Source organism: Sphingobium phenoxybenzoativorans (genome assembly GCF_018286635.1).
In the GTDB taxonomy this organism is placed as follows: domain Bacteria; phylum Pseudomonadota; class Alphaproteobacteria; order Sphingomonadales; family Sphingomonadaceae; genus Sphingobium; species Sphingobium phenoxybenzoativorans.
The window spans coordinates 3,041,756-3,066,814 of the sequence record NZ_CP073910.1; the positions used below are offsets into that span (position 1 = coordinate 3,041,756).

At 62.7% G+C, this 25,059-nt stretch carries 15 protein-coding genes; 10 read left to right on the plus strand and 5 right to left on the minus strand.

Annotated features, from left to right (window positions below; translation table 11 throughout):
• The first annotated feature begins 88 nt into the window (after positions 1-88).
• Positions 89-1,153: a phosphatase PAP2 family protein gene (locus KFK14_RS15095; RefSeq protein ID WP_212608218.1), complete on the plus strand. Its 1,065-nt coding sequence runs from the start codon at positions 89-91 to the stop codon at positions 1,151-1,153.
• 6 nt (positions 1,154-1,159) lie between these two features.
• Here the strand turns inward: KFK14_RS15095 and wecB are convergent, their stop codons facing one another.
• Positions 1,160-2,281, minus strand: coding sequence for a non-hydrolyzing UDP-N-acetylglucosamine 2-epimerase (gene wecB, locus KFK14_RS15100; protein ID WP_212608219.1), 1,122 nt, complete (start codon positions 2,279-2,281; stop codon positions 1,160-1,162).
• Between the two features lie 164 nt (positions 2,282-2,445).
• Between wecB and KFK14_RS15105 the strand changes: the two genes are divergently transcribed.
• The 4 genes from KFK14_RS15105 to rpoC all read left to right on the plus strand — a co-directional run bounded on the left by KFK14_RS15105 (position 2,446) and on the right by rpoC (position 13,863).
• The gene (locus KFK14_RS15105; RefSeq protein WP_212608220.1) at positions 2,446-3,768 is read left to right on the plus strand and encodes a UDP-glucose dehydrogenase family protein; all 1,323 of its coding nucleotides are present in this window, start codon (positions 2,446-2,448) and stop codon (positions 3,766-3,768) included.
• Positions 3,769-3,853: 85 nt separating this feature from the next.
• Positions 3,854-4,927 carry a mannose-1-phosphate guanylyltransferase/mannose-6-phosphate isomerase gene (locus tag KFK14_RS15110; RefSeq protein WP_171905834.1) on the plus strand — a complete coding sequence of 358 codons (1,074 nt, stop codon included), beginning with the start codon at positions 3,854-3,856 and terminating at the stop codon, positions 4,925-4,927.
• A 444-nt stretch (positions 4,928-5,371) separates the two neighbouring features.
• Positions 5,372-9,526, plus strand: a complete 4,155-nt coding sequence (rpoB, locus tag KFK14_RS15115; RefSeq protein WP_070155953.1) for a DNA-directed RNA polymerase subunit beta — start codon at positions 5,372-5,374, stop codon at positions 9,524-9,526.
• 83 nt (positions 9,527-9,609) lie between these two features.
• Complete coding sequence (gene rpoC / locus KFK14_RS15120) at positions 9,610-13,863, plus strand: DNA-directed RNA polymerase subunit beta' (RefSeq protein ID WP_212608221.1); 4,254 nt, start codon at positions 9,610-9,612, stop codon at positions 13,861-13,863.
• Between the two features lie 122 nt (positions 13,864-13,985).
• Here the strand turns inward: rpoC and KFK14_RS15125 are convergent, their stop codons facing one another.
• A complete protein-coding gene (locus KFK14_RS15125) occupies positions 13,986-14,276 on the minus strand; it encodes a hypothetical protein (RefSeq protein ID WP_070155956.1) in 291 nt (96 codons plus the stop codon).
• 857 nt (positions 14,277-15,133) lie between these two features.
• On the opposite strand from KFK14_RS15125, the gene KFK14_RS15130 reads away from it, so the two are divergent.
• Positions 15,134-16,999 (plus strand): WecB/TagA/CpsF family glycosyltransferase, encoded by a 1,866-nt coding sequence (locus KFK14_RS15130; protein WP_212608222.1) that lies wholly within the window; start codon positions 15,134-15,136, stop codon positions 16,997-16,999.
• 34 nt (positions 17,000-17,033) lie between these two features.
• Here KFK14_RS15130 and KFK14_RS15135 read toward each other — a convergent pair whose 3' ends face one another.
• Genes KFK14_RS15135 through KFK14_RS15145 form a run of 3 tightly spaced genes read right to left on the minus strand, consistent with a single transcriptional unit; the run spans position 17,034 to position 19,529 of the window.
• Positions 17,034-18,410: a sensor histidine kinase gene (locus KFK14_RS15135; protein WP_246524654.1), complete on the minus strand. Its 1,377-nt coding sequence runs from the start codon at positions 18,408-18,410 to the stop codon at positions 17,034-17,036.
• 2 nt (positions 18,411-18,412) lie between these two features.
• The gene (locus KFK14_RS15140; protein WP_212611171.1) at positions 18,413-19,093 is read right to left on the minus strand and encodes a winged helix-turn-helix domain-containing protein; all 681 of its coding nucleotides are present in this window, start codon (positions 19,091-19,093) and stop codon (positions 18,413-18,415) included.
• A complete protein-coding gene (locus tag KFK14_RS15145) occupies positions 19,062-19,529 on the minus strand; it encodes a PDZ domain-containing protein (protein WP_212608223.1) in 468 nt (155 codons plus the stop codon). Before KFK14_RS15145 ends, KFK14_RS15140 begins: the two co-directional genes overlap by 32 nt.
• Before the next feature lie 145 nt (positions 19,530-19,674).
• Between KFK14_RS15145 and KFK14_RS15150 the strand changes: the two genes are divergently transcribed.
• From KFK14_RS15150 to KFK14_RS15165, 4 genes are all read left to right on the plus strand, one after another.
• On the plus strand, positions 19,675-20,385 hold the full coding sequence (locus KFK14_RS15150; RefSeq protein WP_212608224.1) for an AcvB/VirJ family lysyl-phosphatidylglycerol hydrolase: 711 nt from the start codon (positions 19,675-19,677) through the stop codon (positions 20,383-20,385).
• Between the two features lie 77 nt (positions 20,386-20,462).
• On the plus strand, positions 20,463-20,903 hold the full coding sequence (locus KFK14_RS15155; protein ID WP_246524655.1) for a DUF2147 domain-containing protein: 441 nt from the start codon (positions 20,463-20,465) through the stop codon (positions 20,901-20,903).
• Complete coding sequence (mprF, locus tag KFK14_RS15160) at positions 20,900-23,497, plus strand: bifunctional lysylphosphatidylglycerol flippase/synthetase MprF (RefSeq protein ID WP_246524656.1); 2,598 nt, start codon at positions 20,900-20,902, stop codon at positions 23,495-23,497. Before KFK14_RS15155 ends, mprF begins: the two co-directional genes overlap by 4 nt.
• Before the next feature lie 89 nt (positions 23,498-23,586).
• A complete protein-coding gene (locus KFK14_RS15165; protein WP_212608226.1) occupies positions 23,587-25,053 on the plus strand; it encodes a virulence factor family protein in 1,467 nt (488 codons plus the stop codon).
• Positions 25,054-25,059: the final 6 nt, after the last annotated feature.

The window sequence follows — 25,059 nt, forward strand, 5'->3', positions numbered from 1 at the left end:
CGTTGCGTATTCGCAACCATTTCACCTTTGCGCTGCGGCCATATTTTTCATAGGTGTCGGCCAGAAGCCGCGGTGGACCAATGAAACCATGACCTTGTTTGAGCGCGTATCGAAGCGCGAACACGCCATCGTCAGGCTCAATCTGATCATCGCCCTTGCCTTTGCCCTGTTTGTCGTTGCGCAGCCAGCGGTGCCCACATGGGAATTTCTGCGGCTGATCGGCACATTCCTGCTTTTGACCATCCCGCTGAGCGCTCTGTCGCTGCTCGGTTTTGCCCTGCTCAACGCGCGCGGGCCGGGCATGCTCGCCGCGCTGCAGGACCGGTGGCGGTCGGACCGGTTTGTCACATTGCTATGGCCAGTCCTTCTTTTTGCGATCGTCATGTCGAGCTTCAGCGCGTTCAAGCAGCGCATTCTGCCCCATGCCGGTTTCCATTTTGATCCCGCCCTCGCCGCAATAGACCGCAGCATATTCGGCGTGGATTTGGGATTATGGCTTCACAAGATCATCGGTTCGCCGCTGCTCACCTATTTCCTTGATGGCGTGTACCACGCCTGGTTCCTGCCCATGTCGGTGGGCGTCGGCATTGTGGCGCTCTGCACGGATGCGCGCACGCGCATGCAGTATATGACAGCCTTCACCATGACCTGGATCGGCCTTGGATCGATCCTGGCTTATCTGTTGCCCGCAGCGGGACCATGTTTCTACGGCGTTTTGGTCGGTCCCATCGGCAATGGCCCGTTCGAGGCGGTTAATGACGCGCTGGTCGCCGACCGGGCGGCGCGCGCTGCGGACTTCCTGTTCACGATCGAGGTGCGCGACATGCTCCTCGACCGCTTCAACGACCCCGATCTCAGCATCGGCGGCGGCATCTCCGCCATCCCGTCCATCCACAATGCTATGGCGGTGCTGTTCGCGCTGGTCGGCTATCGCTTCAATCGCGTGTTCGGCCTGTGCATGAGCGCGTTTGCAGCGCTGATCTGGCTGGGGTCAGTCTATCTGAACTGGCATTATGCGATTGACGGCATCGTTGGTGCGGCGGGCGCCATCGGCCTGTGGTATGGCGCGGGTTTCCTGACCGGCCCCGCCCATGCGAAGGAGCCAGCCGCGGAGCGGGTGCTGGCTGGCGGCACGACATTCGCCAAACGCTGAGTTTTTTCAGCCTTTAACCGCCCCGGCCATGATCTCGGCGATCCGGTCGCTGCCTTTGCCATCGCCAAAGGGATTATGCGCGCGGGACATCTCGGCATAGGCATCCGCATCGTCGAGCAGCCGGAACAACTCAGCCACGATTTTGCGCCGGTCAGTCCCCACCAGCCTGGCGGTTCCGGCGGCCACGCCTTCCGGCCGCTCTGTGGTCTCGCGCATCACCAGCACAGGCTTGCCCAGGGATGGAGCCTCCTCCTGCACGCCGCCGCTATCGGTCAGCACGATCTCGCACATGTCGAGCAGCTTGACGAAATGGGGGTAGTCGAGCGGATCAATCATCGCGACGTTATTGAGGCCGGCAAGTTCGACATCCATCACCGCCCGCACATTCGGGTTGGGATGCACGGGGAAGATTATGGCGACGTCCGGGCGCGCTGCGATGTCTTTCACCGCCTTGGCGATATTCTCCATGCCGCCGCCGAAATTTTCCCGCCTGTGGCTGGTCACGGCGATGATGCGCTTGCCCGAAAAGCGGGTGGCGAGCGGCGCCAGCCCTGCGGCAAGGGAGGGTTCAGCATCGATGCGCCGCTTGGTGGCGAGCAAGGCGTCGATAACCGTATTTCCGGTCACATATATGCCCGCCGGGTCGCGCCCCTCCGCCAGCAAGGCGTCTGCGGCGCCCTGGGTGGGCGCGAAGTTCATGTCTGCGATACAGGCGACCACGCGCCGGTTCACTTCCTCCGGCCAGGGATGGTGGATGTCGCCGCTGCGCAGTCCGGCCTCGACATGAGCGACGGGAATCTTGCGGTAATAGGCGGCCAGGCTGGCGACCATGGTCGTCAGCGTATCGCCATGGACAACCACCCGGTCGGGCTGTTCGCTGTCAAAAACTTTGCCCAGTTCCACGATCAGGCGCGCGGTCAGCCCGTCCAGCGTCTGATTCTCTTGCATGATATCCAGGTCGATGTCCGGCACGATGCCGCTCATCTCCAGCACCTGATCAAGCAGCCCGCGATGCTGGGCCGTGACGCAGACCCGTGTATCGATTTGCGGCCGCGCCTTTAGCGCGTGAATCACGGGAAACAGCTTGATGGCTTCGGGCCGCGTGCCAAAAACGATGATCACTTTCATGCCGGATTCCCCGCTTCGCGCGCCCGGCGCATCGGGACGTCCTTTCGCAAAAAATGGTATACAGCCTCTAAACGCTGACGAAATGATCTCCTCTGCCTTTCGCAGGTGCGAACGGCTATGCTAGGTGCGGCCGCGGGTCATCAGCAGAATCGCTAAGGAGCTTCATGAAAATCACGATGATTGGCACCGGCTATGTCGGGCTTGTATCGGGTGCATGCTTTGCCGATTTCGGTCACACCGTGACCTGCGTCGATAAGGATGAGAGCAAGATTGCCGCCATTCGCGGCGGGAAAATGCCGATTTATGAACCGGGCCTCGACGCGCTCGTGGCCAGCAATGTCGCAGCCAAGCGGCTGGATTTCACAACCGACCTAGCCGAAGGCGTCAAGGGCGCAGACGCGATCTTCATCGCCGTCGGAACCCCCTCCCGCCGCGGCGACGGCCATGCGGACCTGACCTATGTCTACGCCGCGGCGAAGGAAATCGCGGAGGCTCTGGACGGTCCGGCAGTCATCGTGACCAAATCGACGGTCCCGGTCGGCACGGGCGACGAAGTGGAGCGCATCATGCGCGAGGCGCGTCCCGACCTGGAGGTCGCGGCCGTGTCTAACCCGGAATTTCTGCGCGAGGGCGCGGCGATCGGCGATTTCAAGCGCCCGGACCGCATCGTCGTCGGCACGGACGATCCCCGCGCCACGGCCGTCATGCGTCAGATCTACCGCCCGCTCTATCTCGGAGAAGCGCCGTTGATCTTCACTGGCCGCCGGACGGCAGAGCTGATCAAATATGCCGCCAATGCCTTCCTCGCGACCAAGATCACCTTCATCAACGAGATTGCCGACCTTTGCGAAGCGGTGGGCGCGGAAGTGAAGGATGTCGCGCGCGGAATCGGTCTAGACAACCGCATCGGCTCCAAATTCCTGCATGCTGGCCCCGGCTATGGTGGCTCCTGCTTCCCGAAGGACACGCTGGCGCTCATCAAGACCGGCCAGGATTTCGATTCGCCGATCCGCATCGTGGAAGCGGTGGCGCAGGTGAACGACACCCGCAAGCGCGCCATGGGCCGTAAGGTCATCAAGGCGCTGGGCGGCGACGCCCGCGGCAAGAAGGTCGCCATCCTTGGCCTGACCTTCAAGCCGAATACCGACGACATGCGCGACGCGCCGTCGCTTGCCATCGTCCAGGCGCTCGAGGATTCAGGGGCGGATATCTGCGCCTATGATCCCGAAGGCATGGAGGCTGCCGCTTCGCTGATGCCGCGCGTGAAGATGATGTCCGACCCCTATGCCGCGGCCGAGGGCGCGGACGTTCTGGTCCTGGTGACCGAGTGGGACATCTTCCGCGCGCTCGACCTAAAGAAGATCGCCGGCCTCATGACCGCACCCGTTCTGGTCGACCTCCGCAACATCTATCCCGCGTCCGAGGCGGCTGCAGCGGGATTCAAGTTGTTCCGGGTTGGCGGCGTTGATGCGTCCAGTGAAATGTAGATGATCTCAAATCATCGCGGCAAGGTGAGTCTAATCTTAAGAATAGCAGGTCATGTCGTACCAGCATGAGTACAGGAGCGATTCGATGCCAGCGATAGAACAACCGTCCACGACCCCCGCGATCGTGCCGGTCATTCTGTCCGGCGGATCGGGAACGCGGCTTTGGCCGGTGTCCCGCCCCGAACGCCCCAAGCAGTTGCTCGCACTCACCGGCGAGGAGACAATGCTGCAGCTCACGGCTCTCCGCATGGAGGGCATTGTCGGGTCGGGCCGGCCGATCATCGTCGCCAATACGGCGCATGCGGCCATGATAGAGGAACAGCTTTCCGCCGTCGGTCTGCCCGATGGGCTGATCGTGCTGGAGCCGTTCGGCCGTAACACGGCCCCCGCCATCGCGCTCGCCGCCATCGCCGCCAATGATCCCGCCGCCGCGCTGCTCGTCATGCCAAGCGACCATGTGATCACTGATCTTCCTGCCTTCCACGCAGCCATTGCCAAGGCTCTACCCCTGGTGTCCGATGGCTGGCTGGTGACATTCGGTATAGAACCCGACGCCCCGGAGACCGGCTATGGCTATATCCGCATGGGCGACGCCCTCGCCGCCGGCGTCAACAAGGTCGCAAGCTTCGTCGAAAAGCCCAATGCCGATCGCGCCGCAGCCATGCTTGCCGAGGGCGGCTATGCCTGGAATGCAGGCATCTTCCTGTTCCGGGCCGACGCGTTTCTGGCGGCGCTGGCGCAATTCCAGCCCGACATGCTCACCGCCATTCAGGCTTCCGTCGATGGCGCCGTGCGGGAGGGCAGCCGCCTGTTCCCTGATGCGGAGGCCTTTGCGGCCAGCCCTTCCGATTCCATTGACTATGCCATCATGGAACGGGCGGAGAAGGTCGCCTGCGTACCGGTGGCGATGGGATGGTCGGACGTCGGTAGCTGGGACTCGCTTCACGCCATTTCCGCGCCCGATGCGGCAGGCAACACGGTTCGTGGTGACGTACTTGCCCTCGGCGCCTCGCGATGCCTTGTGCATACGGATGGGCCGCGCGTTGCGCTGGTCGATGTCGAGGATTTGATCGTCGTCGTCTCCGGTGCCGACATCCTCATCCTCCCGCGCGGCAAGGCGCAGGAGGTTCGCCGGGTTACGGACGCCCTGAAAGGCTGATGGGATTCAGCCCGTGCGCCTGAAACCGGACGACAAGATCCCGGAAATATCCAGCCCGGCAATGCGCCACTGGTTGATCGCTGCGTCCATCATCGTCATGGTCTTTCTGCTTGGGCCTGTCGCCGTTGGCATTTTGCGGAACTGACGGAAAACCTCCTTCGGGGGGCTTTTCAAAGTCCAACAATATCCCTATATGCGCTTCCGAAGGTCGATCGGCCCTGTGCCATAATGGTACGAAAACGGTCACCCTCCCCTCACCCGGGCCAAGGTTCGATTTGCGCACGAACCGAGACGAATGGGGTGCAAGTGGAGGTTCTACAAGACGCTGGCAGTGCGGTTCGGACAGTCCCGACCCGCACTTTTTTTCGTGGCTAAGGCTAACGAATCAGGCTGAAATTTCGCTGCGATGCGGAAAAAATTGCGACCAAAGCGACAGGAAAATACATGGCGACCAAGGCAGCTCTCCCCCAGACCGCAAAAAAGCGCATCCGCAAGGTCTTCGGCGACATCCACGAAGTGGTTCAGATGCCGAACCTGATTGAAGTGCAGCGCGAATCCTACGAGCAGTTCCTTCGTTCCGACCCTTCCATCGGCTATGTATCCGGCCTGGAAAAGACGCTCCGGTCGGTGTTCCCGATCCGCGATTTCGCCGGCACCGCCGAAATGGACTTCGTTCATTACGAGCTGGAAGACCCGAAATACGATACCGAGGAATGCCGCCAGCGTGGTATCACCTACGCCGCGCCGATGCGCGTAACCCTGCGCCTCATCGTGTTCGAGGTGGATCAGGACACCGACAGCCGCTCCGTGCTCGATATCAAGGAGCAGGACGTCTACATGGGCGACATGCCGCTCATGACCGGCAACGGCACCTTCATCATCAACGGCACCGAGCGCGTCATCGTGTCGCAGATGCACCGGTCGCCGGGCGTCCTGTTCGACCATGACCGTGGCAAGACCCACTCGTCGGGCAAATATCTCTTTGCCGCCCGCGTTATTCCCTATCGCGGTTCCTGGCTGGACTTCGAATTTGACGCCAAGGACATTGTGAACGTCCGCATCGACCGCAAGCGCAAGCTGCCGGTCACTGCGCTGCTGTTCGCGCTTGGCTTGAATGCCGAGGACATCCTTGGCTATTTCTACAACAAGGTCACGTTCCTGCGTGGCGAAGGCGGCTGGCAGATCCCGTTCGCCGTCGAGGCATGGCGCGGCCAGAAGCCGGCATTCGACATTGTTGACGCCAAGTCCGGCGAAGTCGTGTTCCCGGCGGGTCAGAAGATTTCGCCCCGCGCCGCCAACAAGGCCGGCAAGGACGGTCTTGAAACGCTGCTGATCCCGACCGAGGAAATTTTCGGCCGTTATTCGGCCTATGACCTCATCAACGAAAAGACCGGCGAGATCTACATCGAGGCTGGCGACGAGGTTTCTCCCGAAAATCTGGAGAAGCTGGACAAGGCTGGCATCGATCGCCTCGAACTGCTCGACATCGATCATGTCACCACCGGCCCCTGGATCCGCAACACGCTGAAGGCCGACAAGGCCGAGGATCGCGACCAGGCCCTGTCAGACATCTATCGCGTCATGCGCCCTGGCGAACCGCCGACGCGCGAGACCGCCGAAGCGCTGTTCGACGGCCTGTTCTTCGATCCGGAGCGCTACGATCTGTCGGCCGTGGGCCGTGTAAAGCTCAACATGCGCCTCGACCTTGATGCCGAGGATACGGTCACCACCCTGCGCCGCGAGGACATCCTTGCCGTCGTCAAGGAGCTGGTGAACCTGAAGGACGGCAAGGGCGAAATCGACGACATCGACAATCTCGGCAACCGCCGCGTGCGTTCGGTCGGCGAGCTTCTGGAGAACCAGTATCGCGTCGGCCTGCTCCGCATGGAGCGCGCCGTGAAGGAGCGCATGTCGTCGGTTGACGTGTCGACCGTGATGCCGAACGATCTGATCAACGCGAAGCCCGCCGTGGCCGCCGTGCGTGAATTTTTCGGCTCCTCGCAGCTTTCGCAGTTCATGGACCAGACGAACCCACTCTCGGAAGTCACCCACAAGCGCCGCGTTTCGGCCCTTGGGCCGGGCGGTCTGACCCGTGAGCGCGCAGGCTTCGAAGTCCGCGACGTTCACCCGACCCATTATGGCCGCATCTGCCCGATTGAGACGCCGGAAGGACCGAACATCGGTCTGATCAACTCGCTCGCCAGCTTCAGCCGGGTGAACAAGTACGGCTTCATCGAAACGCCGTACCGCAAGGTGATCGACGGCAAGGTGACCAGCGAGGTCGTCTACCTGTCGGCTATGGAAGAAGCCAAGCACACGATCGCGCAGGCGAACGCGGAACTCAATGCGGACAACAGCTTCGTCGAGGACCTGATATCCGCTCGTGAGGCCGGCGAATTCCTGATGGCGCCGAAGGACCACATCACGCTGATGGACGTCAGTCCCAAGCAGCTAGTGTCGGTTGCTGCATCGCTCATTCCGTTCCTGGAGAATGACGACGCCAACCGCGCGCTCATGGGATCGAACATGCAGCGTCAGGCGGTTCCGCTTGTCCGGGCCGAGGCGCCGTTCGTCGGCACCGGCATGGAGGAGACGGTTGCACGCGATTCCGGCGCCGCCATTTCGGCCAAGCGTTCGGGCATCGTCGATCAGGTCGACGCTACCCGTATCGTTATCCGCGCCACTGGCGACGTCGAACCCGGCAAGTCGGGCGTCGACATCTACACGCTGATGAAGTTCCAGCGGTCGAACCAGGACACCTGCATCAACCAGCGTCCGCTGGTGAAGGTCGGTGAGCTGGTCAACGCCGGCGACGTGATCGCCGACGGCCCGTCCACCGAATTTGGCGAACTGGCGCTGGGCCGGAACACGCTCGTCGCGTTCATGCCCTGGAACGGCTACAACTATGAGGACTCCATCCTGATCTCCGAGCGGATCGTGAAGGATGACGTCTTCACCTCGATCCACATCGAGGAGTTTGAGGTCATGGCCCGCGACACCAAGCTTGGGCCGGAAGACATCACCCGCGACATCCCGAACGTCGGCGAGGAGGCCCTGCGCAACCTCGACGAGGCGGGCATCGTCTATATCGGCGCAGAGGTTGAGCCGGGCGACATCCTGGTCGGCAAGATCACGCCGAAGGGCGAAAGCCCGATGACGCCGGAAGAAAAGCTGCTCCGCGCCATCTTCGGCGAAAAGGCCAGCGACGTGCGCGACACCTCGCTCCGCCTGCCGCCGGGCGTTGCCGGTACGGTTGTCGAGGTCCGCGTGTTCAACCGCCACGGCATCGACAAGGACGAGCGCGCGATGGCGATCGAGCGCGAGGAGATCGACCGTCTCGCGAAGGACCGTGAGGATGAGCGCGGCATTCTGAACCGTGCGACCTTCAACCGCCTGAAGGACATGCTGCTTGGCCAGACGGCCACCGCTGCCCCCAAGGGCGTCAAGAAGGGCGTTGAGATCGACGAGGCGCTGCTTGAGGAAGTCGAGCGTTACGAATGGTGGAAGTTCGCGGTTGCGGATGACAGCCGCCAGTCGGCGATCGAGGCCGTCAAGGCGCAGTATGACGAGGCGGTGAAGTCCATCGTCGAGAAGTTCGAGGATCGCGTCGACAAGCTGCAGCGCGGCGACGAGCTGCCTCCGGGCGTGCTCAAGATGGTGAAGGTTTTCGTCGCGGTGAAGCGCAAGCTGCAGCCGGGCGACAAGATGGCCGGCCGTCACGGCAACAAGGGCGTCATCTCGCGCATCCTGCCGATCGAGGACATGCCGTTCCTTGAAGATGGCACCCATGTCGACATCGTGCTGAACCCGCTGGGCGTGCCGTCGCGCATGAACGTCGGTCAAATCTTCGAAACGCATCTGGGCTGGGCCGCGCGCGGTCTTGGCCAGCAGATCAAGCATGCGCTCGAAGATTGGCGTGAGGCCAACCCGGACGGCGCCGGTGGCGCGATGCCGGAAGCGGTCAAGGATCGCCTCAAGACGGTGTATGGCGACCATTATGTCGCGGAGATCGAGGCGCGCGATGCCAAGCAGATCGTTGAACTGGCCGAAAATCTGACCAGCGGCGTTCCGATGGGTACGCCGGTATTTGACGGCGCGCGTGAAGGCGACGTGTCGGCGATGCTGGAACTGGCGGGTCTCCACTCGTCCGGCCAGTCGGACCTGTATGATGGACGCACGGGCGACAAGTTCGACCGCAAGGTGACCGTGGGCATCATCTACATGTTGAAGCTCCACCACCTTGTCGACGACAAGATCCACGCCCGTTCCATCGGCCCCTACTCGCTCGTCACCCAGCAGCCGCTGGGCGGCAAGGCGCAGTTCGGTGGCCAGCGCTTTGGTGAAATGGAGGTCTGGGCGCTCCAGGCTTACGGTGCCGCCTACACGCTGCAGGAAATGCTGACGGTGAAGTCGGACGACGTAGTCGGCCGCACCAAGGTCTACGAAGCCATCGTCAAGGGCGACGACACGTTCGAGGCCGGCATCCCGGAGAGCTTCAACGTGCTCGTGAAGGAAATGCGCTCGCTGGGTCTGAACGTCGAACTGGCTGCGCTGGAAGACATGAGCGGACCGGACGAACTGCCAGAGGCTGCGGAATAACCGGAATTGGGACGCTGCCCTGCAGAGGCGGCGTCCCTTCCAACCGCTCCGCCCGAAGATTTGCCCTCAATGGGGATTGAAACATGAACGAACTGACCAACTTCGCCAACCCGGTCGCCAAGCCGGAAACCTTCGACCAGATTCAAATCGGCCTTGCCTCGCCAGAGCGCATCCGGTCCTGGTCCTTCGGCGAGATCAAGAAGCCCGAAACGATCAACTACCGCACGTTCAAGCCGGAGCGTGACGGTCTGTTCTGCGCGCGCATCTTTGGTCCGATCAAGGATTATGAGTGCCTGTGCGGCAAGTATAAGCGCATGAAATATAAGGGCATCGTCTGCGAAAAATGCGGTGTCGAAGTCACGGTTTCAAAGGTCCGCCGTGAGCGTATGGGCCATATCGAACTGGCCGCGCCCGTCGCGCACATCTGGTTCCTGAAGTCCCTGCCCTCGCGCATCGGCCTGCTGCTCGACATGCAACTCAAGCAGCTTGAGCGCGTCCTCTATTTCGAGAGCTACATCGTCATCGAGCCGGGCCTGACCCCGCTGGAGAAGTATCAGCTTCTGAACGAAGACGAGCTGATCGACGCGCAGGACGAGTATGGCGAGGACGCCTTCTCGGCCGGCATCGGCGCGGAAGCCGTCAAGCAGATGCTGATGGACCTCGACCTGGAAGGCGAGAAGGAAATCCTGCTCAAGGACCTGGCCGAAACCAAGTCCGAGCTGAAGCCCAAGAAGATCATCAAGCGTTTGAAGGTCGTTGAGAGCTTCATCGATTCCGGCAACCGCCCGGAATGGATGATCCTGGACGTCGTTCCGGTCATTCCGCCGGAACTGCGTCCGCTGGTGCCGCTGGATGGCGGCCGCTTCGCGACTTCGGACCTTAACGACCTGTATCGCCGCGTCATCAACCGCAACAACCGCCTGAAGCGCCTGATGGAGCTGCGCGCGCCGGACATCATCGTCCGCAACGAAAAGCGCATGCTGCAGGAGGCTGTCGACGCCCTGTTCGACAATGGCCGCCGCGGCCGCATCATCACGGGCGCCAACAAACGTCCGCTTAAGTCGCTGTCCGACATGCTGAAGGGCAAGCAGGGCCGCTTCCGTCAGAACCTGCTCGGCAAGCGCGTCGACTATTCGGGCCGTTCGGTCATCGTGACCGGTCCGGAACTCAAGCTGCATCAGTGCGGCCTGCCCAAGAAGATGGCGCTCGAACTGTTCAAGCCGTTCATCTACGCACGCCTCGACGCCAAGGGTCTCTCCATGACCCTGAAGCAGGCGAAGAAGTGGGTCGAGAAGGAGCGCAAGGAAGTCTGGGACATCCTGGACGAGGTGATCCGCGAGCATCCGGTTCTCCTGAACCGCGCGCCGACGCTTCACCGTCTTGGCATCCAGGCCTTCGAACCGGTGCTGATCGAGGGCAAGGCGATCCAGCTTCACCCGCTGGTCTGCTCGGCCTTCAATGCCGACTTCGATGGTGACCAGATGGCCGTGCACGTCCCGCTGAGCCTTGAGGCCCAGTTGGAAGCGCGCGTCCTGATGATGTCGACCAACAACATCCTGTCGCCCGCCAACGGCAAGCCGATCATCGTGCCTTCGCAGGACATGGTCCTGGGCATCTATTACCTGTCGATGGAGCGCGAAGGCGAGCCGGGCGAAGGCATGATGCTGGGCGACCTGCAGGAAGTGCATCAGGCGCTGTTCACCAAGTCGGTGACGCTGCATTCGAAGATCATCAGCCGCGTGCCGCAGACCGACGAGAACGGCAATCGCTACATGAAGCGGTTCGAAACCACGCCGGGCCGCATGCTGATCGGCGAATGCCTGCCGCAAAGCCACAAGGTGCCCTTCGACACCGTCAACCGCCTCCTCACCAAGAAGGATGTGGGCGACGTGATCGACGAGGTGTATCGCCACACCGGTCAGAAGGACACGGTGCTGTTCGCCGACGCCATCATGGCGCTGGGCTTCCGCCACGCGTTCCAGGCCGGCATTTCGTTCGGCAAAGACGACATGGTGATCCCGGATTCGAAGGAAGCCACCGTCGACGAGACCAAGGCGATGGTCGCGGATTATGAGCAGCAGTATCAGGACGGCCTGATCACGCAGCAGGAAAAGTATAACAAGGTGATCGACGCCTGGAGCCGTTGCGGCGACCAGGTCGCGAACGCCATGATGGACGAAATCCGCGCTCAGCCCAAGGATCCGCAGACTGGCCGCATGGCCCCGATCAACTCCATCTACATGATGGCGCATTCGGGCGCTCGTGGATCGCAGGCTCAGATGAAGCAGCTTGCCGGTATGCGCGGCCTTATGGCCAAGCCGTCGGGCGAGATCATCGAAACGCCGATCATCTCGAACTTCAAGGAAGGTCTGACCGTTCTTGAATATTTCAACTCCACCCACGGCGCCCGTAAGGGTCTGGCCGACACCGCGCTCAAGACGGCAAACTCAGGATATCTGACCCGCCGTCTGGTCGACGTGTCGCAGGACTGCACCATCGTCGAGGAAGATTGCGGCACTGACCGCGCTCTGGAGATGAAGGCGATCGTTCAGGGCGGTTCCGTTATCGCGTCGCTCGGTGAGCGTATTCTGGGCCGCACCACGGCAGAGGATATCATCGATCCGAAGGATAACAGCGTCGCCATTCCTGAAGGCACGCTGCTTGACGAAGCCCTGATCACCAAGATCGAGGGTATCGGCACGCAGGCCGTCAAGATCCGCAGCCCGCTGATCTGCGAGAGCAAGATGGGCGTCTGCGGCAAGTGCTACGGCCGTGACCTTGCCCGCGGTACGCCGGTGAACATCGGTGAGGCTGTCGGCGTCATCGCCGCGCAGTCGATCGGTGAGCCGGGTACGCAGCTCACCATGCGCACCTTCCACATCGGCGGCGCGGCGCAGCTCAACGAAACGTCGAACCTGGAAGCGGTTGCGGACGGTACGCTGGAACTGCGCGACATGCCGACGATCACGGACAGCCGTGGCCGCCGCCTGTCGCTTGCCCGCAACGGTGAACTGGCGATCATCGATCAGGAAGGCCGCGAGCGAGCGGTCCATCGTCTGCCCTATGGCGCGACGATCCTGTTCGAAAACAACGCCAAGGTGAAGCTGGGCGATCGCATCGCTGAGTGGGATCCGTTCACCATGCCAGTGATCACGGAAAAGCCGGGTATCGTGAAATATGTCGACCTGATCGACGGCAAGACGCTGGCGGAGCAGACGGACGAAGCGACGGGTATCGCCCAGCGCGTCGTTACCGAGCATCGCGGCGCAGCGCGCACCAAGGAGGATCTGCGCCCCCGCCTCACCCTGCTCGACGACAGCAGCGGCGAAGCGGCGCGCTACATGCTCGCCATCGGCGCCACGCTCTCGGTCGAGGACGGTCAGCAGGTGCAGGCCGGCGACGTCCTGGCCCGTGTCAGCCGCGAAGCGGCCAAGACCCGCGACATCACGGGCGGTCTGCCGCGCGTGGCGGAGCTGTTCGAGGCCCGCAAGCCGAAGGACAACGCGATCATCGCGAAGATCTCCGGCCGCGTGCAGTTCCTCAAGGACTATAAGGCGAAGCGCAAGATCGCCATTGTGCCTGAGGATGGCAGCGATCCGGTCGAGTATCTGATCCCCAAGAGCAAGGTGATCGACGTTCAGGAAGGCGACTTCGTGAAGCGCGGTGACAACCTGATCGGCGGATCGCCCGACCCGCATGACATTCTGGAAGTCCTCGGCATCGAGCCGCTGGCCGAATATCTGGTCAGCGAAATCCAGGAAGTCTATCGGCTGCAGGGCGTGAAGATCAACGACAAGCACATTGAGACGATCGTTCGTCAAATGCTGCAGAAGGTTGAGATCACCGATGGCGGCGAGACCACGCTGCTTGCCGGCGAACAGGTCGACGCGGAGGAAATGCACGAGATCAACGCGAAGCTCGCACCCGGCCAGCAGCCGGCGCAGGGCAAGCCGGTCCTTCTCGGCATCACCAAGGCGTCGCTGCAGACCCGCAGCTTCATCTCGGCGGCATCCTTCCAGGAAACCACCCGCGTCCTCACCGAGGCGGCGGTCCAGGGCAAGAAGGACACGCTCGTCGGCCTGAAGGAGAATGTCATCGTCGGCCGCCTGATCCCGGCGGGCACTGGCGCTGGCATGAACCGCCTGCGCGTCGTCGCTTCCAGCCGCGACGCAGCCATGCGCGCTCAGCTCCGCACCTTCCAGGCTGATCTGATCGCGCCTGCCAGCGCGGCGGCCGAGCATGCGGCGGAACTGGCCCAAGGCCCGGAAGCGGCGATCGGCGACGATCCGCTTGGCGCGGTCCAGGGCGAGGACTTCACGACCGAGGATATGGAATAAACTCGGTCCGAAAGGACAAGGAAAAAGGCCCCGCCGGACAACCGGCGGGGCCTTTTTTATTTGATCATTATTCAGTACCGGGCGGTGACCAGCGCCAGTTATAATTCCGCTATCACTGTCGCTTAGCGGTCGAGCATCCGGAAAGGCCGTGCGCCGTGCCCCGTCCTGCGCCAATGCAGGATGCAAGCGTCCATCGCTTCCGCCATCGATCCGAATGTCCGCACCCGGCGCCCAAGACGAACCGTCAGCGGCACCCAGCCCTGCGGCCTCAGCACTTCTATGCCAAACAGCGTGTCCGCCAGCGCCGCGCTCTTTCTTGCAGGCGCAGCGACCCGACGTTTCGGGGCTGTAAGAGGCGCTTCAAGCTTCAGCGCATGCTTGCCGATGCGCAAAGGCGTCTGAACCATGGTCATCGCTGGAATTCTCCGCTGGACTGCCGCGCGGTATGGGATATTGCATGTGTAGAAGCTGCTGTTTCGACCGCGCTCCTTCCCGCAATCCGGGCGGTGATGCTGTCATCAAGCTTGGAAACCATAGCGACCCATTCCTTTGTTCCTTTGGCGCATCCGCAGCTGTCAGTAGGCGGCGCTCGGCCGGACTTTGCCAAAGGGCATTTTGGGTAAGTCAGGAGTCTCGAACGGGTCAACCCGAATGCGACTGTTCCAATCTGGAACAGGTAAGATTCGGCGTTGAGTCGTGCTAATTGCGGCTTGATTTGCAAGAATGGCCAGCAAATCCTTGTGTCACAATAGTTAATTTCGCTCGCGACGAACCGATTCTTTTCGTCGATAGGCCGAATCGGCGAATCCGAGTCGCTGAAAGATTTTTGCGGATATCAGAAGCCGATGGACGGTTGCTTGATGCATGCGCCCCCTCCCCTGGACGACGCCCCTCTCGTTAGAGCGCACCCTATCGCCCCGCCGCAAACATCACAGCAAAGTTTAGGTGACGAGAGAAATTGCTGCACGGCACATAAATAAACAAAAAAGCAGATAAAAGAATGTTCTTCATCTCAGAAGATAAAGAAAGTAATATCGCAAGAGATGAAAATTTTTTTCTCTATATATCCAGATCATAATCTGAACAGAAGAAAAGCTATACCGCAGATGCGAGATGTTTTCAAAGATTTCGATAGCTTAATGATATCTCAACCAATTTCCTCCATAGTCCGCCATGTGCCATAGTGGGCCATCGGGCCGAAGGTATGAATTCAATACGGAAAAGGTCGGTCCGTCCTGCTATGCATGGTTACGACCCGCGGGATGTCAGCATGCAGAACGATAAGTCACTGAAAATCATCCATGTTACGCGGCAGTTCTCCCCCGGAGTCGGAGGACTGGAGAATTTCGTCAAGGACCTCGCGCTGAAACAGGTCAGCGACGGCCATAATGTTCGCACCGTATCGCTCGACAGAATCTTCAACTCCAAGATTCCGGCGCCACTTCCAGACGTTGACAATCATCGCGGCATCGAAATCCGGCGCATCCCGTTTTTCGGAACCAAGCGCTATCCCATTGCGCCGACAGTGATAAATTACCTCGACGATGCGGATATTGTGCATGTGCACGCGATCGACTTCTTCTGCGATTATCTCTCCTTCACCCGCCTTCTTCATGGCAAGAAGCTGGTTCTGACGACGCATGGCGGTTTCTTCCACACGACCTTCATGCAGTTCTTCAAGCGCCTGTATTTCGAGACAATTACGCGGATGACGCTGACCGGCTATCGCGCCGTCATTGCGTGCAGCGCGGAGGATGCCCGCGTGTTCCGGCAGGTGCGCAAGGAGGGCGTCGTCGAAATCCAGAATGCCGTCGACATTGGCAAGTTTGCCGGCGTGTCCGCCCGCGCGGGACAGACCATCATCTATTTCGGCCGTCTTGCACCCAACAAGGGCCTTATCACCACCCTGCAATGGTTCGCCAATTTCCTTAAGGGTCAGCCCGGCTGGAACATGATCATCGCAGGTCAGCCGATGGGCGTGGAGATTGCCGATTTGAATGCGGAGATCGAGCGGCTGGGAATCGCCGGTCAAGTAACAATCGTCGAGTCACCGCCAGACGAGGAGCTGTCCGCTCTCATCGGACGCAGCAAGCTTTTTGTCAGTGCATCGACCTATGAAGGCTTCGGCCTCGCCGCGGTTGAGGCCGCGTCGGCCGGTCTTTATCCTCTACTCAGTTCCATTCCGCCTTATCACGCCATCGTCGAGCGGCTTGGATATGGCACACTCTTTGATTTCACAGACCCGAAAAGCTGGGCCGACGGGAATGCAAGGCTCATGAGCGACTTGAAAAAGTTTGAAAACAGCGCAACGGACGAAAATATCCAAAACGCGGTCAGTTCGTTCGCGTGGAAGGATGTCGCGGACAAATATGAACGGACCTATCGTGAGGTGCTGGGATTGACCCGCAGACGCATCGGCCGCGTGCATGTCGACGTCCACAGTTATGACAGCGCGACGGATTTCATCACCCGCGCGGCGCAATCGCGTACGCCGACCATGGTGACGTTCGCCAACGCGCATACGATCAACGTGGCCGCCCGCTATCCGGAGATGGAAAAGGCGCTGGAAAACGCCACCGTCCTGAACGACGGCGTAGGCGTCGATCTGGCCAGCAAGATTCTCTATCGCGAGAAATTCCCGGAAAATCTGAACGGCACGGACTTCGTGCCCCATCTGCTCGCGAAGGCGGGCGGCGCGCTTTCGGTTTTCGTCCTGGGCAGCACGCCGGAAGTGGCGCGCGCCGCAGCCGACCATATCGGTCAGAAGTTCCCGGCGGTCACTGTCGCTGGCTACCATCACGGCTTCTTCGGCGGCGATGAAGATGCCAATATCTGTGAGATGATCCGGGAATCGGGGGCCAATCTGGTGCTGGTGGGCATGGGCCAGCCGCGCCAGGAAATCTGGGCGTCACGCCATTATGCCGATATTCCGGGCGTCACCATCTGCGTCGGCGCCTTGCTGGACTTCATCACTGGCCGCTTCAAGCGCGCGCCGATGTCCTGGCGCCGCCGGAAGCTGGAATGGCTGTACCGCCTCATTCAGGAACCCCGCCGGCTGACCGGCCGCTACCTGATCGGCAATGTGATGTTCGTGGGCCGCATCCTGGCGCAGCGGATCGCAGGTTACCGGGTCTAGAAGGGCAGGCTCCTGAAAGCCGCACCGTAACCGCCTAGCCCCGCTCCCCTTTCGGCAGCCGCATCTCGACGGAAAATCCTGCCGTCTCCCCTTCTCCATTGATCAGCGCAACCCTGCCGCCATGCAATTGCGCGACGGCCGATACCAGCGACAGTCCCAGCCCCGCCCCGCTGGTCGAGCGCGCCGGGTCCAACCGGCCGAAGCGGCGCAACGCTTCCTGCTGCCGGTCCGGCGCAATGCCCGGCCCCTGATCGGAAACGGCGATGACCGCATCCCCCTGATGCTCCGACAGGCGCACCTTGATGCCGCCCGTTCCATATTTCAGGGCATTGTCGATCAGGTTGGACACCGCCTGCCCCAGCAACTCGCGATGCACCGGCAGATGCGTTCCGGCCTCGACCTGCAGACTAATCTCCCTGCCCGTATCCTCGGCGACCGGCGCATATAGTTCGACCAGATCGGCCAGCATCACCGGCAGATCAGCGTCGACAAACCGCTCCCGCCCGATTCCGGCCTCCGCGCGGCTGATCTCCAGCGTGGTGCCTAGCATGGCCAGCAACTGGTCCGCCTCCCTGCCGATCCCCTCGATCGCGCCCTGCAGCGCCTCCCGGTCATCGGACAGCGCCGCCCGGTCGACCCGTGTCCGCAATCGCGTCAGGGGCGAACGCAGGTCATGCGCCATGCTGTCCGTCAGCAGACGCATCTCCGACATCAGCGCTTCGATCCGGTCGAGCATCGCGTTGATCGTTCCGCCAAGCTGGTCGAAACTGTCACCCGATCCGTCCAGAACCACCCTGCGTCCGAAATCGCCAGCGCGCACCCCCTGCGCGGTCGCGGTGACGCCGGCGATACGCCGGTCGATCATATAGACCACGAACCATGCGCCCGCGGCCGCGAGCGGCAAGGCCATCAGCAGCGCGGTCAGCAGCGCATCCTCCACCGTCCGGGTGAACTGGGCGCTGCCTTCGATCAGGTGCCCGGCCAGCAGCCTTTCGCCACCGGAAAGGCGCTCGGCAACCACGCCAAACCGCCCCGGCCGATCCCCGCCCACCCGGTAAAGGTCGATCTTTGTCCAGCGGGAGGGCGCAGCGATCGTCGGCGGCCAGCGCTCCAGATTGCCAGCGATGGCGCGGCCGTCCGCATCGGCCAGCAGGATCAATTCATCGCTGCGTCCCGCAATCCGCTTGGCGATCACCCGGCTCAGTCCCGGCACACCCTGATCATCCGCCACCGCCAGCAGATCGTCGCGCAGGCTGGCCGCGACGATGCTGTCCGACTGATTGATGCGGTTTTCGACCAGCCGGGTGACGGACAACAGCAACAGCCCGCCAAACAATAGTTCCAGCAGAAGGATCAGGCCGATGAACCGGGCGTGCGAAGACCGCGCCCATCGCCTGGCCGCAGCCATCATGCCTATGCGCCGATCCGGTAGCCGGCGCCACGCACCGTGTGGATCAGGGGCGGATCACCCTCCATGTCGATCTTGCGCCGCAACCGGCTGATATGGACGTCGATGACGTTGGTGCCGGGATCGAAATGATAATCCCACACGCCCTCCAGCAGCATGGTGCGCGTCACCACTTGCCCGGCATGGCGCAACAGATATTCGACAAGACGGAACTCGCGCGGTTGCAGGTCGATGACGCGATCGCCACGCCGCACCTCCCGCTTCAAAAGGTCCATGCGCAGATTTTCGCATGTCAGCGCGGTTTCCACGGGCGTCCCGCTGCCCCGCCGCCGCATCAGAAGCTCCAGCCGCGCCAGCAACTCGGCAAAGGCGAAGGGCTTGACCAGATAATCGTCCGACCCCGCCGTCAGCCCCGTCACCCGGTCGTCGACCGAACCCAGCGCGGACAGCAGGATGACAGGGGTCTCGATCCCCGCCACGCGCATCGCCTGCAATACGCTAAGTCCGTCCATCATCGGCAACATCCGGTCCAGGACTATGGCGTCATATTCGCCGCTGGTCGCATGGAACAGGCCGTCCCTGCCGTCCGCCGCATGATCCCCGACATGGCCATGCTCGGCCAGCCCTTTCAGGATGAAGTCGGCGGTTGTCCGGTCATCCTCGACGACCAGTATCTTGCGGCCCATGTCTCGTCCCGTCATCCCTGCACCTGTCCAATGTTGCCACATTCATCGCGCCGCCGCGAAGGAAATTGATCCGTATACGGCATGCTGCCGACTCGTTCAGCCAATGGCGGGCCATCATCCCGTCTGCGGGATGGCGTCCGCCGATACCGCTCAGCCGGTCCCCGGCGCGCAATCCGCCCCGCTCGGCCGGTCCCCCGGTCCTGACGCTGGTCACCACCACCTCATGCGCGTTGCTCATGTCCGCGACCGTCATGCCCGATGCGTCTGGCGGCTCATCGGCGTCGGGCGTATCGGACGGCATCTGCGTCAACAGCATCAGCGGGCTTGCCGACAGGATCAGCAACCCCGCCCATAATATGGCCGTGCGCGGGCGCAGCCTGCCCCTCGCGCCGGGCAGGCGCATGTCGGAACTGACGTGGATCGGCGGCTCTGCCATTGGGCCGCTCTACGTCAGTCCATCTCACCAGCCGCTTTCGGCCGGATGACGAAATTGTAATCCAACCGACACGGCGAAATCCGGGGCCGCGCGATAGGAAACGCCTCATCTTTCGGCAGACAGGCAGAGATGCGGGCAGGCAGATATGAAAAACCGGTACCGCTTTACGGTCGCCCTGTGCGTCGCCGCCCTGCTGGGATATTTTACCTGGCTGGGATATTTCGCCCGCGACCCCTTCGTCACGATCATGCCGCAACATCCCCGCACGGATGTCGCCGCTGTGGTGATGTCCGGGGATATGGGCTTCAAGGTCGGCATGGGCCGCCAGATCGCCCGCCGCCTCTCTGACGACGGCATTCCCGTGATCGGCGTCAATTCCCTCACCTATTTCCGGACCTGGCGCACGGTGGCGGAGGCGACCGCGCTGGTGCAGGACGCGATGGGGCGGGCGGAGGCCCTCACCCATGCCCGGCGGATCATCCTGATTGGCCAGTCTTTCGGCGCGGACATGCTGCATGTCGGGCTGGCGGGCCTTCCACCTGCGTCGCGGGCGCGGGTTGCAATGGTGACGCTGGTCGTGCCGGGCGCGACCGTGGAGTATCGCGCATCCCCCGGCGAGATGTTCACCTTCCTGATGCATGAGGATGATGCGCTGCCCACTGGCCGGGCGCTGACCTGGGCGCCGCTGCTCTGCATTTTCGGCGAACAGGAAAGCGCCAGCCTCTGCCCTCTGCTGTGGCAGGACAACGCCCATGCCGTTGCCCTGCCGGGCGGCCACCCGCTGCACTATGACGCCGACGCTGTATATCGGGAGGTCCGGCGCGAGATGGTCCGCGCCCGCCTCTCTCCCGCCTAACGGATTTGTAATCCGCCACCCACCTCCCCGCCAGCACAGACCGCATATCAGGCGGCAGGAGCCATAAGAGACGCGCAATGAGACAAGTGGGAAAGATCGGGACCGCCCTGGCCATGCTGTGCGTCATCGCCCCCGCTGCGCAAGCCGCCTCGCGCCCTGCCCTGTCGCCATCGGTGCAATCGCCGCTGCCTGTGGCCGGACTCTGGCTTAACCCGCGCGGATCGGTCGTAGTCCAGGCCGGGGATTGCAGCGGCAAGCTGTGCGGCTGGGTCAGTTGGGCGAGCCGGGCCGCGCTGGCCGACGCTGCGGCGGCGGATGTTCCCCATCTTGTCGGCACCGAACTGCTTCAGGATTACCGCCCATCCGGTCTCAAACGCTGGGCGGGCCGGGTTTATGTGCCCGACATGGGCCGCTCCTTCCAGTCCACGATAGAACAGATCGACCCACAGCATCTGAAGATTTCCGGCTGCATCCTCGCCGGCCTGCTGTGCAAGAGCCAGATATGGAGGCGCTCATGACCGCCCGTTACCGCACGCTTCTGACCGTCGGCGGCGTCCTGCTGCTGGCATGCCTCGGCTTCGCCGCGCTTGATCATCTGTTGCAGGAGGTCCGCCTGCGCGACATCCGCGCCGCCATCCATGCCCTCCCCTCCGCCGGGCTGTTGATGGCGCTTGGCCTGACGGTCATCAGCTACGTCACTCTGACTTTATATGACGTGCTGGCGCTGCGCATCATTGGCCGTCCGCTGCCCTATCGCACAGCCGCCCTCGCCTCCTTCACCAGCTACACGCTCAGCCATAATCTTGGCCTGTCGCTGCTGACCGGCGGATCGGCCCGCTACCGGGTCTATAGCGCGGCGGGATTGTCCGCAGCGGACACCGCGCGGGTGGTCGCCGTCGCCAGCATCACCTTCTGGGCAGGCGTCTTTTCCCTCGCCGGGCTGATGCTGACGGTGCATCCCGGCGCGCCATTGCTTACCGGCATCGGCCTGCCATCTTCCTGGCTGCGCGCCGCAGGAATCATTCTGCTGACCACCGTCGCATTCACCGTCGCCTTTGCAGGCAATGAAGGCCGCGTCCTTCGCCTATATCGCTGGTCGCTTCCGCTCCCCGGCCGCGCCCAGATCGCTGCGCAGATCGCCATCGCGGGGGTCGATCTCGCCGCCGCCAGCGCCGCCTTGTTCGTGCTGGTTCCCGGAGCGACAATCCACGCTTTTCCGCTATTCTTCATCGGCTACACATTGGCGATTATCGCCGTGCTGGTAACGCATGTTCCTGGCGGCATCGGCGTTTTTGAGGCGGTGATGCTGACTGCGCTGCCCGCCACCAACCGGCCGGAACTGGTGGCGGCGCTGCTCGCCTATCGCGTAATCTATTATCTCCTGCCGCTCGCGCTTGCGGCGGCCCTCGTCGCCGCGCAGGAGGGCTGGCGCTGGCGCAAGCCTGTCACCCGAACACTCCGCGGCGCACATATGATCGCGTCGGGCCTTGCGCCGGTCATGGTGTCCGCGCTCGTCTTCATGGGCGGCGTCGTACTACTTGTTTCCGGCGCGCTGCCCGCAGTGCCCGGCCGCATGCGCATCCTCTACGATATGCTGCCCCTGCCCTTTCTGGAGGCGTCGCATATGGCCGCCAGCCTTTCCGGCGCGGCGCTGCTGGTGCTCGCCGGGGGCCTTTATCGCCGCCTTGACGGTGCGTTCTGGATAACGCGCGCGCTGCTGCTGGCCGGGGCAGCCTTCTCGTTGCTCAAGGGCCTGGACTATGAAGAAGCCAGCGTCATGCTCGCCATCGCCGGCCTTCTGCAATGGACGCGCCCGGCCTTTTATCGCCGCACGATGCTGACCGCTGACGCGCTTTCTCCCGGTTGGCTGGCGACGGTCGCCATTGCATTGGGCCTCTCCGTCTGGATCGGCCTGTTTGCCTATCGCCATGTCGATTACCAAAGCGACCTCTGGTGGCATTTCGCTGAGAAAGGCGACGCCTCCCGTTTCCTGCGGTCCAGCTTTGCCGTGGCGGTGATGCTGGCCGCGACAAGTGTCTGGCGGCTGTTCCGTCCCGCGACGCCCGTGGGTGACGCGCATCCCGATGAAAGCCCCAGCCAGCCTGCGCTGAATCTCGCCACCCGCACCGATGCCAATCTGGCGCTGACCGGCGATAAGCGTTTCCTGACCTCCGCATCCGGCCGCGCCTTCCTGATGTATCAGCAGCGCGGGCATAGCTGGATCGTCATGGGCGACCCGGTCGGCGCGCGCGAGGAGTGGTCAGACCTGCTGTGGCAACTGCGCGAACAGGCCGATGCCGCCCAGGGCCGGATGCTCCTCTACCAGATCAGCGCCGAAGCGCTGCCCATCGCCGTCGAGCTGGGCTTCCAGATCGCCAAATATGGCGAGGAGGCGCGCGTCGATCTTTCCGCCTTCACGCTCGATGGTCCCGCCGCAAGGCCGCTGCGCTATGCCGAGCGCCGCGCCGAACGGGAGGGTGCGACGTTCGAGATGATTCCCGTCGCCGGCGTCCCGGCCGTCATGCGGGGACTCCAGGATATCTCGAACCGCTGGCTCGACGCCAAGGGTCACAAGGAAAAGGGGTTCAGCATCGGCCGTTTCGACCCCGCCTATATCGCCCAATGCGATTGCGCCGTTGTGCGGCATGAGGGCAGGATCGTCGCCTTCGCCAATCTCTGGAAAACCGCAAACCGGTCGGAGCTTTCGGTCGACCTGATGCGCCATGACGACGTCATGCCCTATGGCGCGATGGATTTCCTGTTCGTCCACATCATGGGCTGGGGCAAGGAGCAGGGTTATCGCTGGTTCAACCTGGGCATAGCGCCGCTTTCCGGGCTGGAGGCGCGCCGCCTTGCGCCACTATGGTCGAAACTCGGCGCGCTTCTCTACCGTCACGGGGAATCGCTCTACGGCTTTGAGGGGCTGCGCGCCTACAAGGACAAATTCTCGCCGGTCTGGGAGCCGCGCTTCGTCGCCGGGCCGCAGGGCCTGTCCCTCGGCCGCGCGCTGATCGATCTCCAGGCGCTGATCGCCAATGGCCCCACGCCGGGCCGCCGGGGCGGCCCCCTCCGTCTTGTCGCCAGTTCCGGGCGGCGGCTGGCGGCGGGCTGATCCGCGAGCATGACGGATTTGTCATCTCGCCGCCAAGCCGTGGAAGGGTGACAGCTTCCATACCCGCTTCAATAGTGAAGGAGGCATCTATGCGGGTTGGACGTTCCATAAGGTTGGCATCGGCTTTTGCGCTGATCGGCCTGTGCGGCCCCGCCCCAGCGCAATCGCCCGGGCCTCCCGCTCCACAGGTGGAAAAGACATATCCCGGCGAGAGCAGCTATGTGATGAAACCCTTCGGGAAAGTCGCGGTCTACCGGCCGCAGGGCAATCCTGTGGGCGTTGCGCTGTTCCTGTCCGGTGACGGCGGCTGGCAACCGGACGTCACCGGCATGTCCCGCGCGCTGGCCGACCATGGCATATTGGTCGCCGGCGTCTCGACCCCCGCCCTCCTCAGGACGATGGAGGCGGCCAAGGGCAAATGCATCAACGCCAACTATCCGCTGGTCGATCTGGCGCGCGACATCCAGCACCGCATGGGCGTCAAATCCTATATGAAGCCGATCATCTTCGGCTATTCGGAAGGCGCGACGCTCGCCTATGGCAGTCTGGCCCAATGGCCGAACGGCGGTTATCGCGGTGTCGTGTCCATGGGGTTCAGCGCCGACATCCCCGGCGCCAAGCCCTATTGCGCCGCCCCAGGCTTCGCCGCAAAGCGCATCGCCAAGCCGGAGAAGGGCTGGCTGTTCGCACCCAGCAGCAAGGTGAAAGTCCCCTGGATCGTGCTGCAGGGTCAAGACGATACGGTCGTGAACCCAGCCGAAGCCCGCGCCTTTGCCAATAAGGTGCCCTCGACAACCTTCGTGGCTCTGCCCAGGGTCGGCCATGGCTATCAGGTGCAGGCGAACTGGGTGCCGCAACTCATGACCGCAATCGCACCGATGCTTCAACCCACCTACGCCCTGCCGTCCGGTCCGCGCCCGCCGGTTGCGCTGCCGCCCGACCTCCCCCTTACTATCGTCCAGCCGAAGGGTGGCAAGCCGTCGGACACCATGGCCGTCATCTATTCCGGCGATGGCGGCTGGGTAGGGATAGACCGCGACGTCGCAGGCGAAATCGCAAGGGCCGGCATTCCTGTTGTCGGCATGGACAGCCTTTCTTATTTCTGGAGCGCCCGCACGCCGCGCGGCGCGGGCGCGGACCTTGGCAAGATCGTCAACGCCTTCAGCCAGCGCTGGCACCGGCCGAAGGTCGTGCTGATCGGCTACAGCTTCGGCGCGGACGTCATGCCCTATATGGTGGCGAATATGGACCCGGCCGCCCGCGCGAAAGTCGCTGCGGTCAACCTGCTGGGCCTCAGCCCGTCCGCAGACTTTCAGTTCCGCCTTGGCTCATGGCTGGACATCCCTTCGGCGCAGGCGATGCCCACCATTCCCGCCGTCACCCGCCTGCGCGGCCTGCCGATCCGCTGCGTGCGCGGCATGGATGAGGATGACAGCGCCTGCCCTGCCATTCCCAGGGGCATCGCCAGCATTTTCACGGTCCCCGGCGGCCACCATTTCAACCGCAACGCGCCACTGCTGGCCCGGATTATCCTGAGCGGGCGGACAACGGCGTGAATGGCG

Excerpts from the sequence above, each read along its gene's own strand:
- KFK14_RS15125 (WP_070155956.1), bottom strand. The coding sequence starts at position 14,276 with ATGACCATGGTTCAGACGCCTTTGCGCATCGGCAAGCATGCGCTGAAG.
- KFK14_RS15155 (WP_246524655.1), top strand. The coding sequence starts at position 20,463 with ATGAGACAAGTGGGAAAGATCGGGACCGCCCTGGCCATGCTGTGCGTC.
- wecB (WP_212608219.1), bottom strand. The coding sequence starts at position 2,281 with ATGAAAGTGATCATCGTTTTTGGCACGCGGCCCGAAGCCATCAAGCTG.
- KFK14_RS15130 (WP_212608222.1), top strand. The coding sequence starts at position 15,134 with ATGCAGAACGATAAGTCACTGAAAATCATCCATGTTACGCGGCAGTTC.
- KFK14_RS15135 (WP_246524654.1), bottom strand. The coding sequence starts at position 18,410 with ATGATGGCTGCGGCCAGGCGATGGGCGCGGTCTTCGCACGCCCGGTTC.
- KFK14_RS15140 (WP_212611171.1), bottom strand. The coding sequence starts at position 19,093 with ATGGGCCGCAAGATACTGGTCGTCGAGGATGACCGGACAACCGCCGAC.
- KFK14_RS15095 (WP_212608218.1), top strand. The coding sequence starts at position 89 with ATGACCTTGTTTGAGCGCGTATCGAAGCGCGAACACGCCATCGTCAGG.
- KFK14_RS15110 (WP_171905834.1), top strand. The coding sequence starts at position 3,854 with ATGCCAGCGATAGAACAACCGTCCACGACCCCCGCGATCGTGCCGGTC.
- KFK14_RS15105 (WP_212608220.1), top strand. The coding sequence starts at position 2,446 with ATGAAAATCACGATGATTGGCACCGGCTATGTCGGGCTTGTATCGGGT.
- KFK14_RS15165 (WP_212608226.1), top strand. The coding sequence starts at position 23,587 with ATGCGGGTTGGACGTTCCATAAGGTTGGCATCGGCTTTTGCGCTGATC.
- KFK14_RS15150 (WP_212608224.1), top strand. The coding sequence starts at position 19,675 with ATGAAAAACCGGTACCGCTTTACGGTCGCCCTGTGCGTCGCCGCCCTG.
- rpoC (WP_212608221.1), top strand. The coding sequence starts at position 9,610 with ATGAACGAACTGACCAACTTCGCCAACCCGGTCGCCAAGCCGGAAACC.
- mprF (WP_246524656.1), top strand. The coding sequence starts at position 20,900 with ATGACCGCCCGTTACCGCACGCTTCTGACCGTCGGCGGCGTCCTGCTG.
- KFK14_RS15145 (WP_212608223.1), bottom strand. The coding sequence starts at position 19,529 with ATGGCAGAGCCGCCGATCCACGTCAGTTCCGACATGCGCCTGCCCGGC.
- rpoB (WP_070155953.1), top strand. The coding sequence starts at position 5,372 with ATGGCGACCAAGGCAGCTCTCCCCCAGACCGCAAAAAAGCGCATCCGC.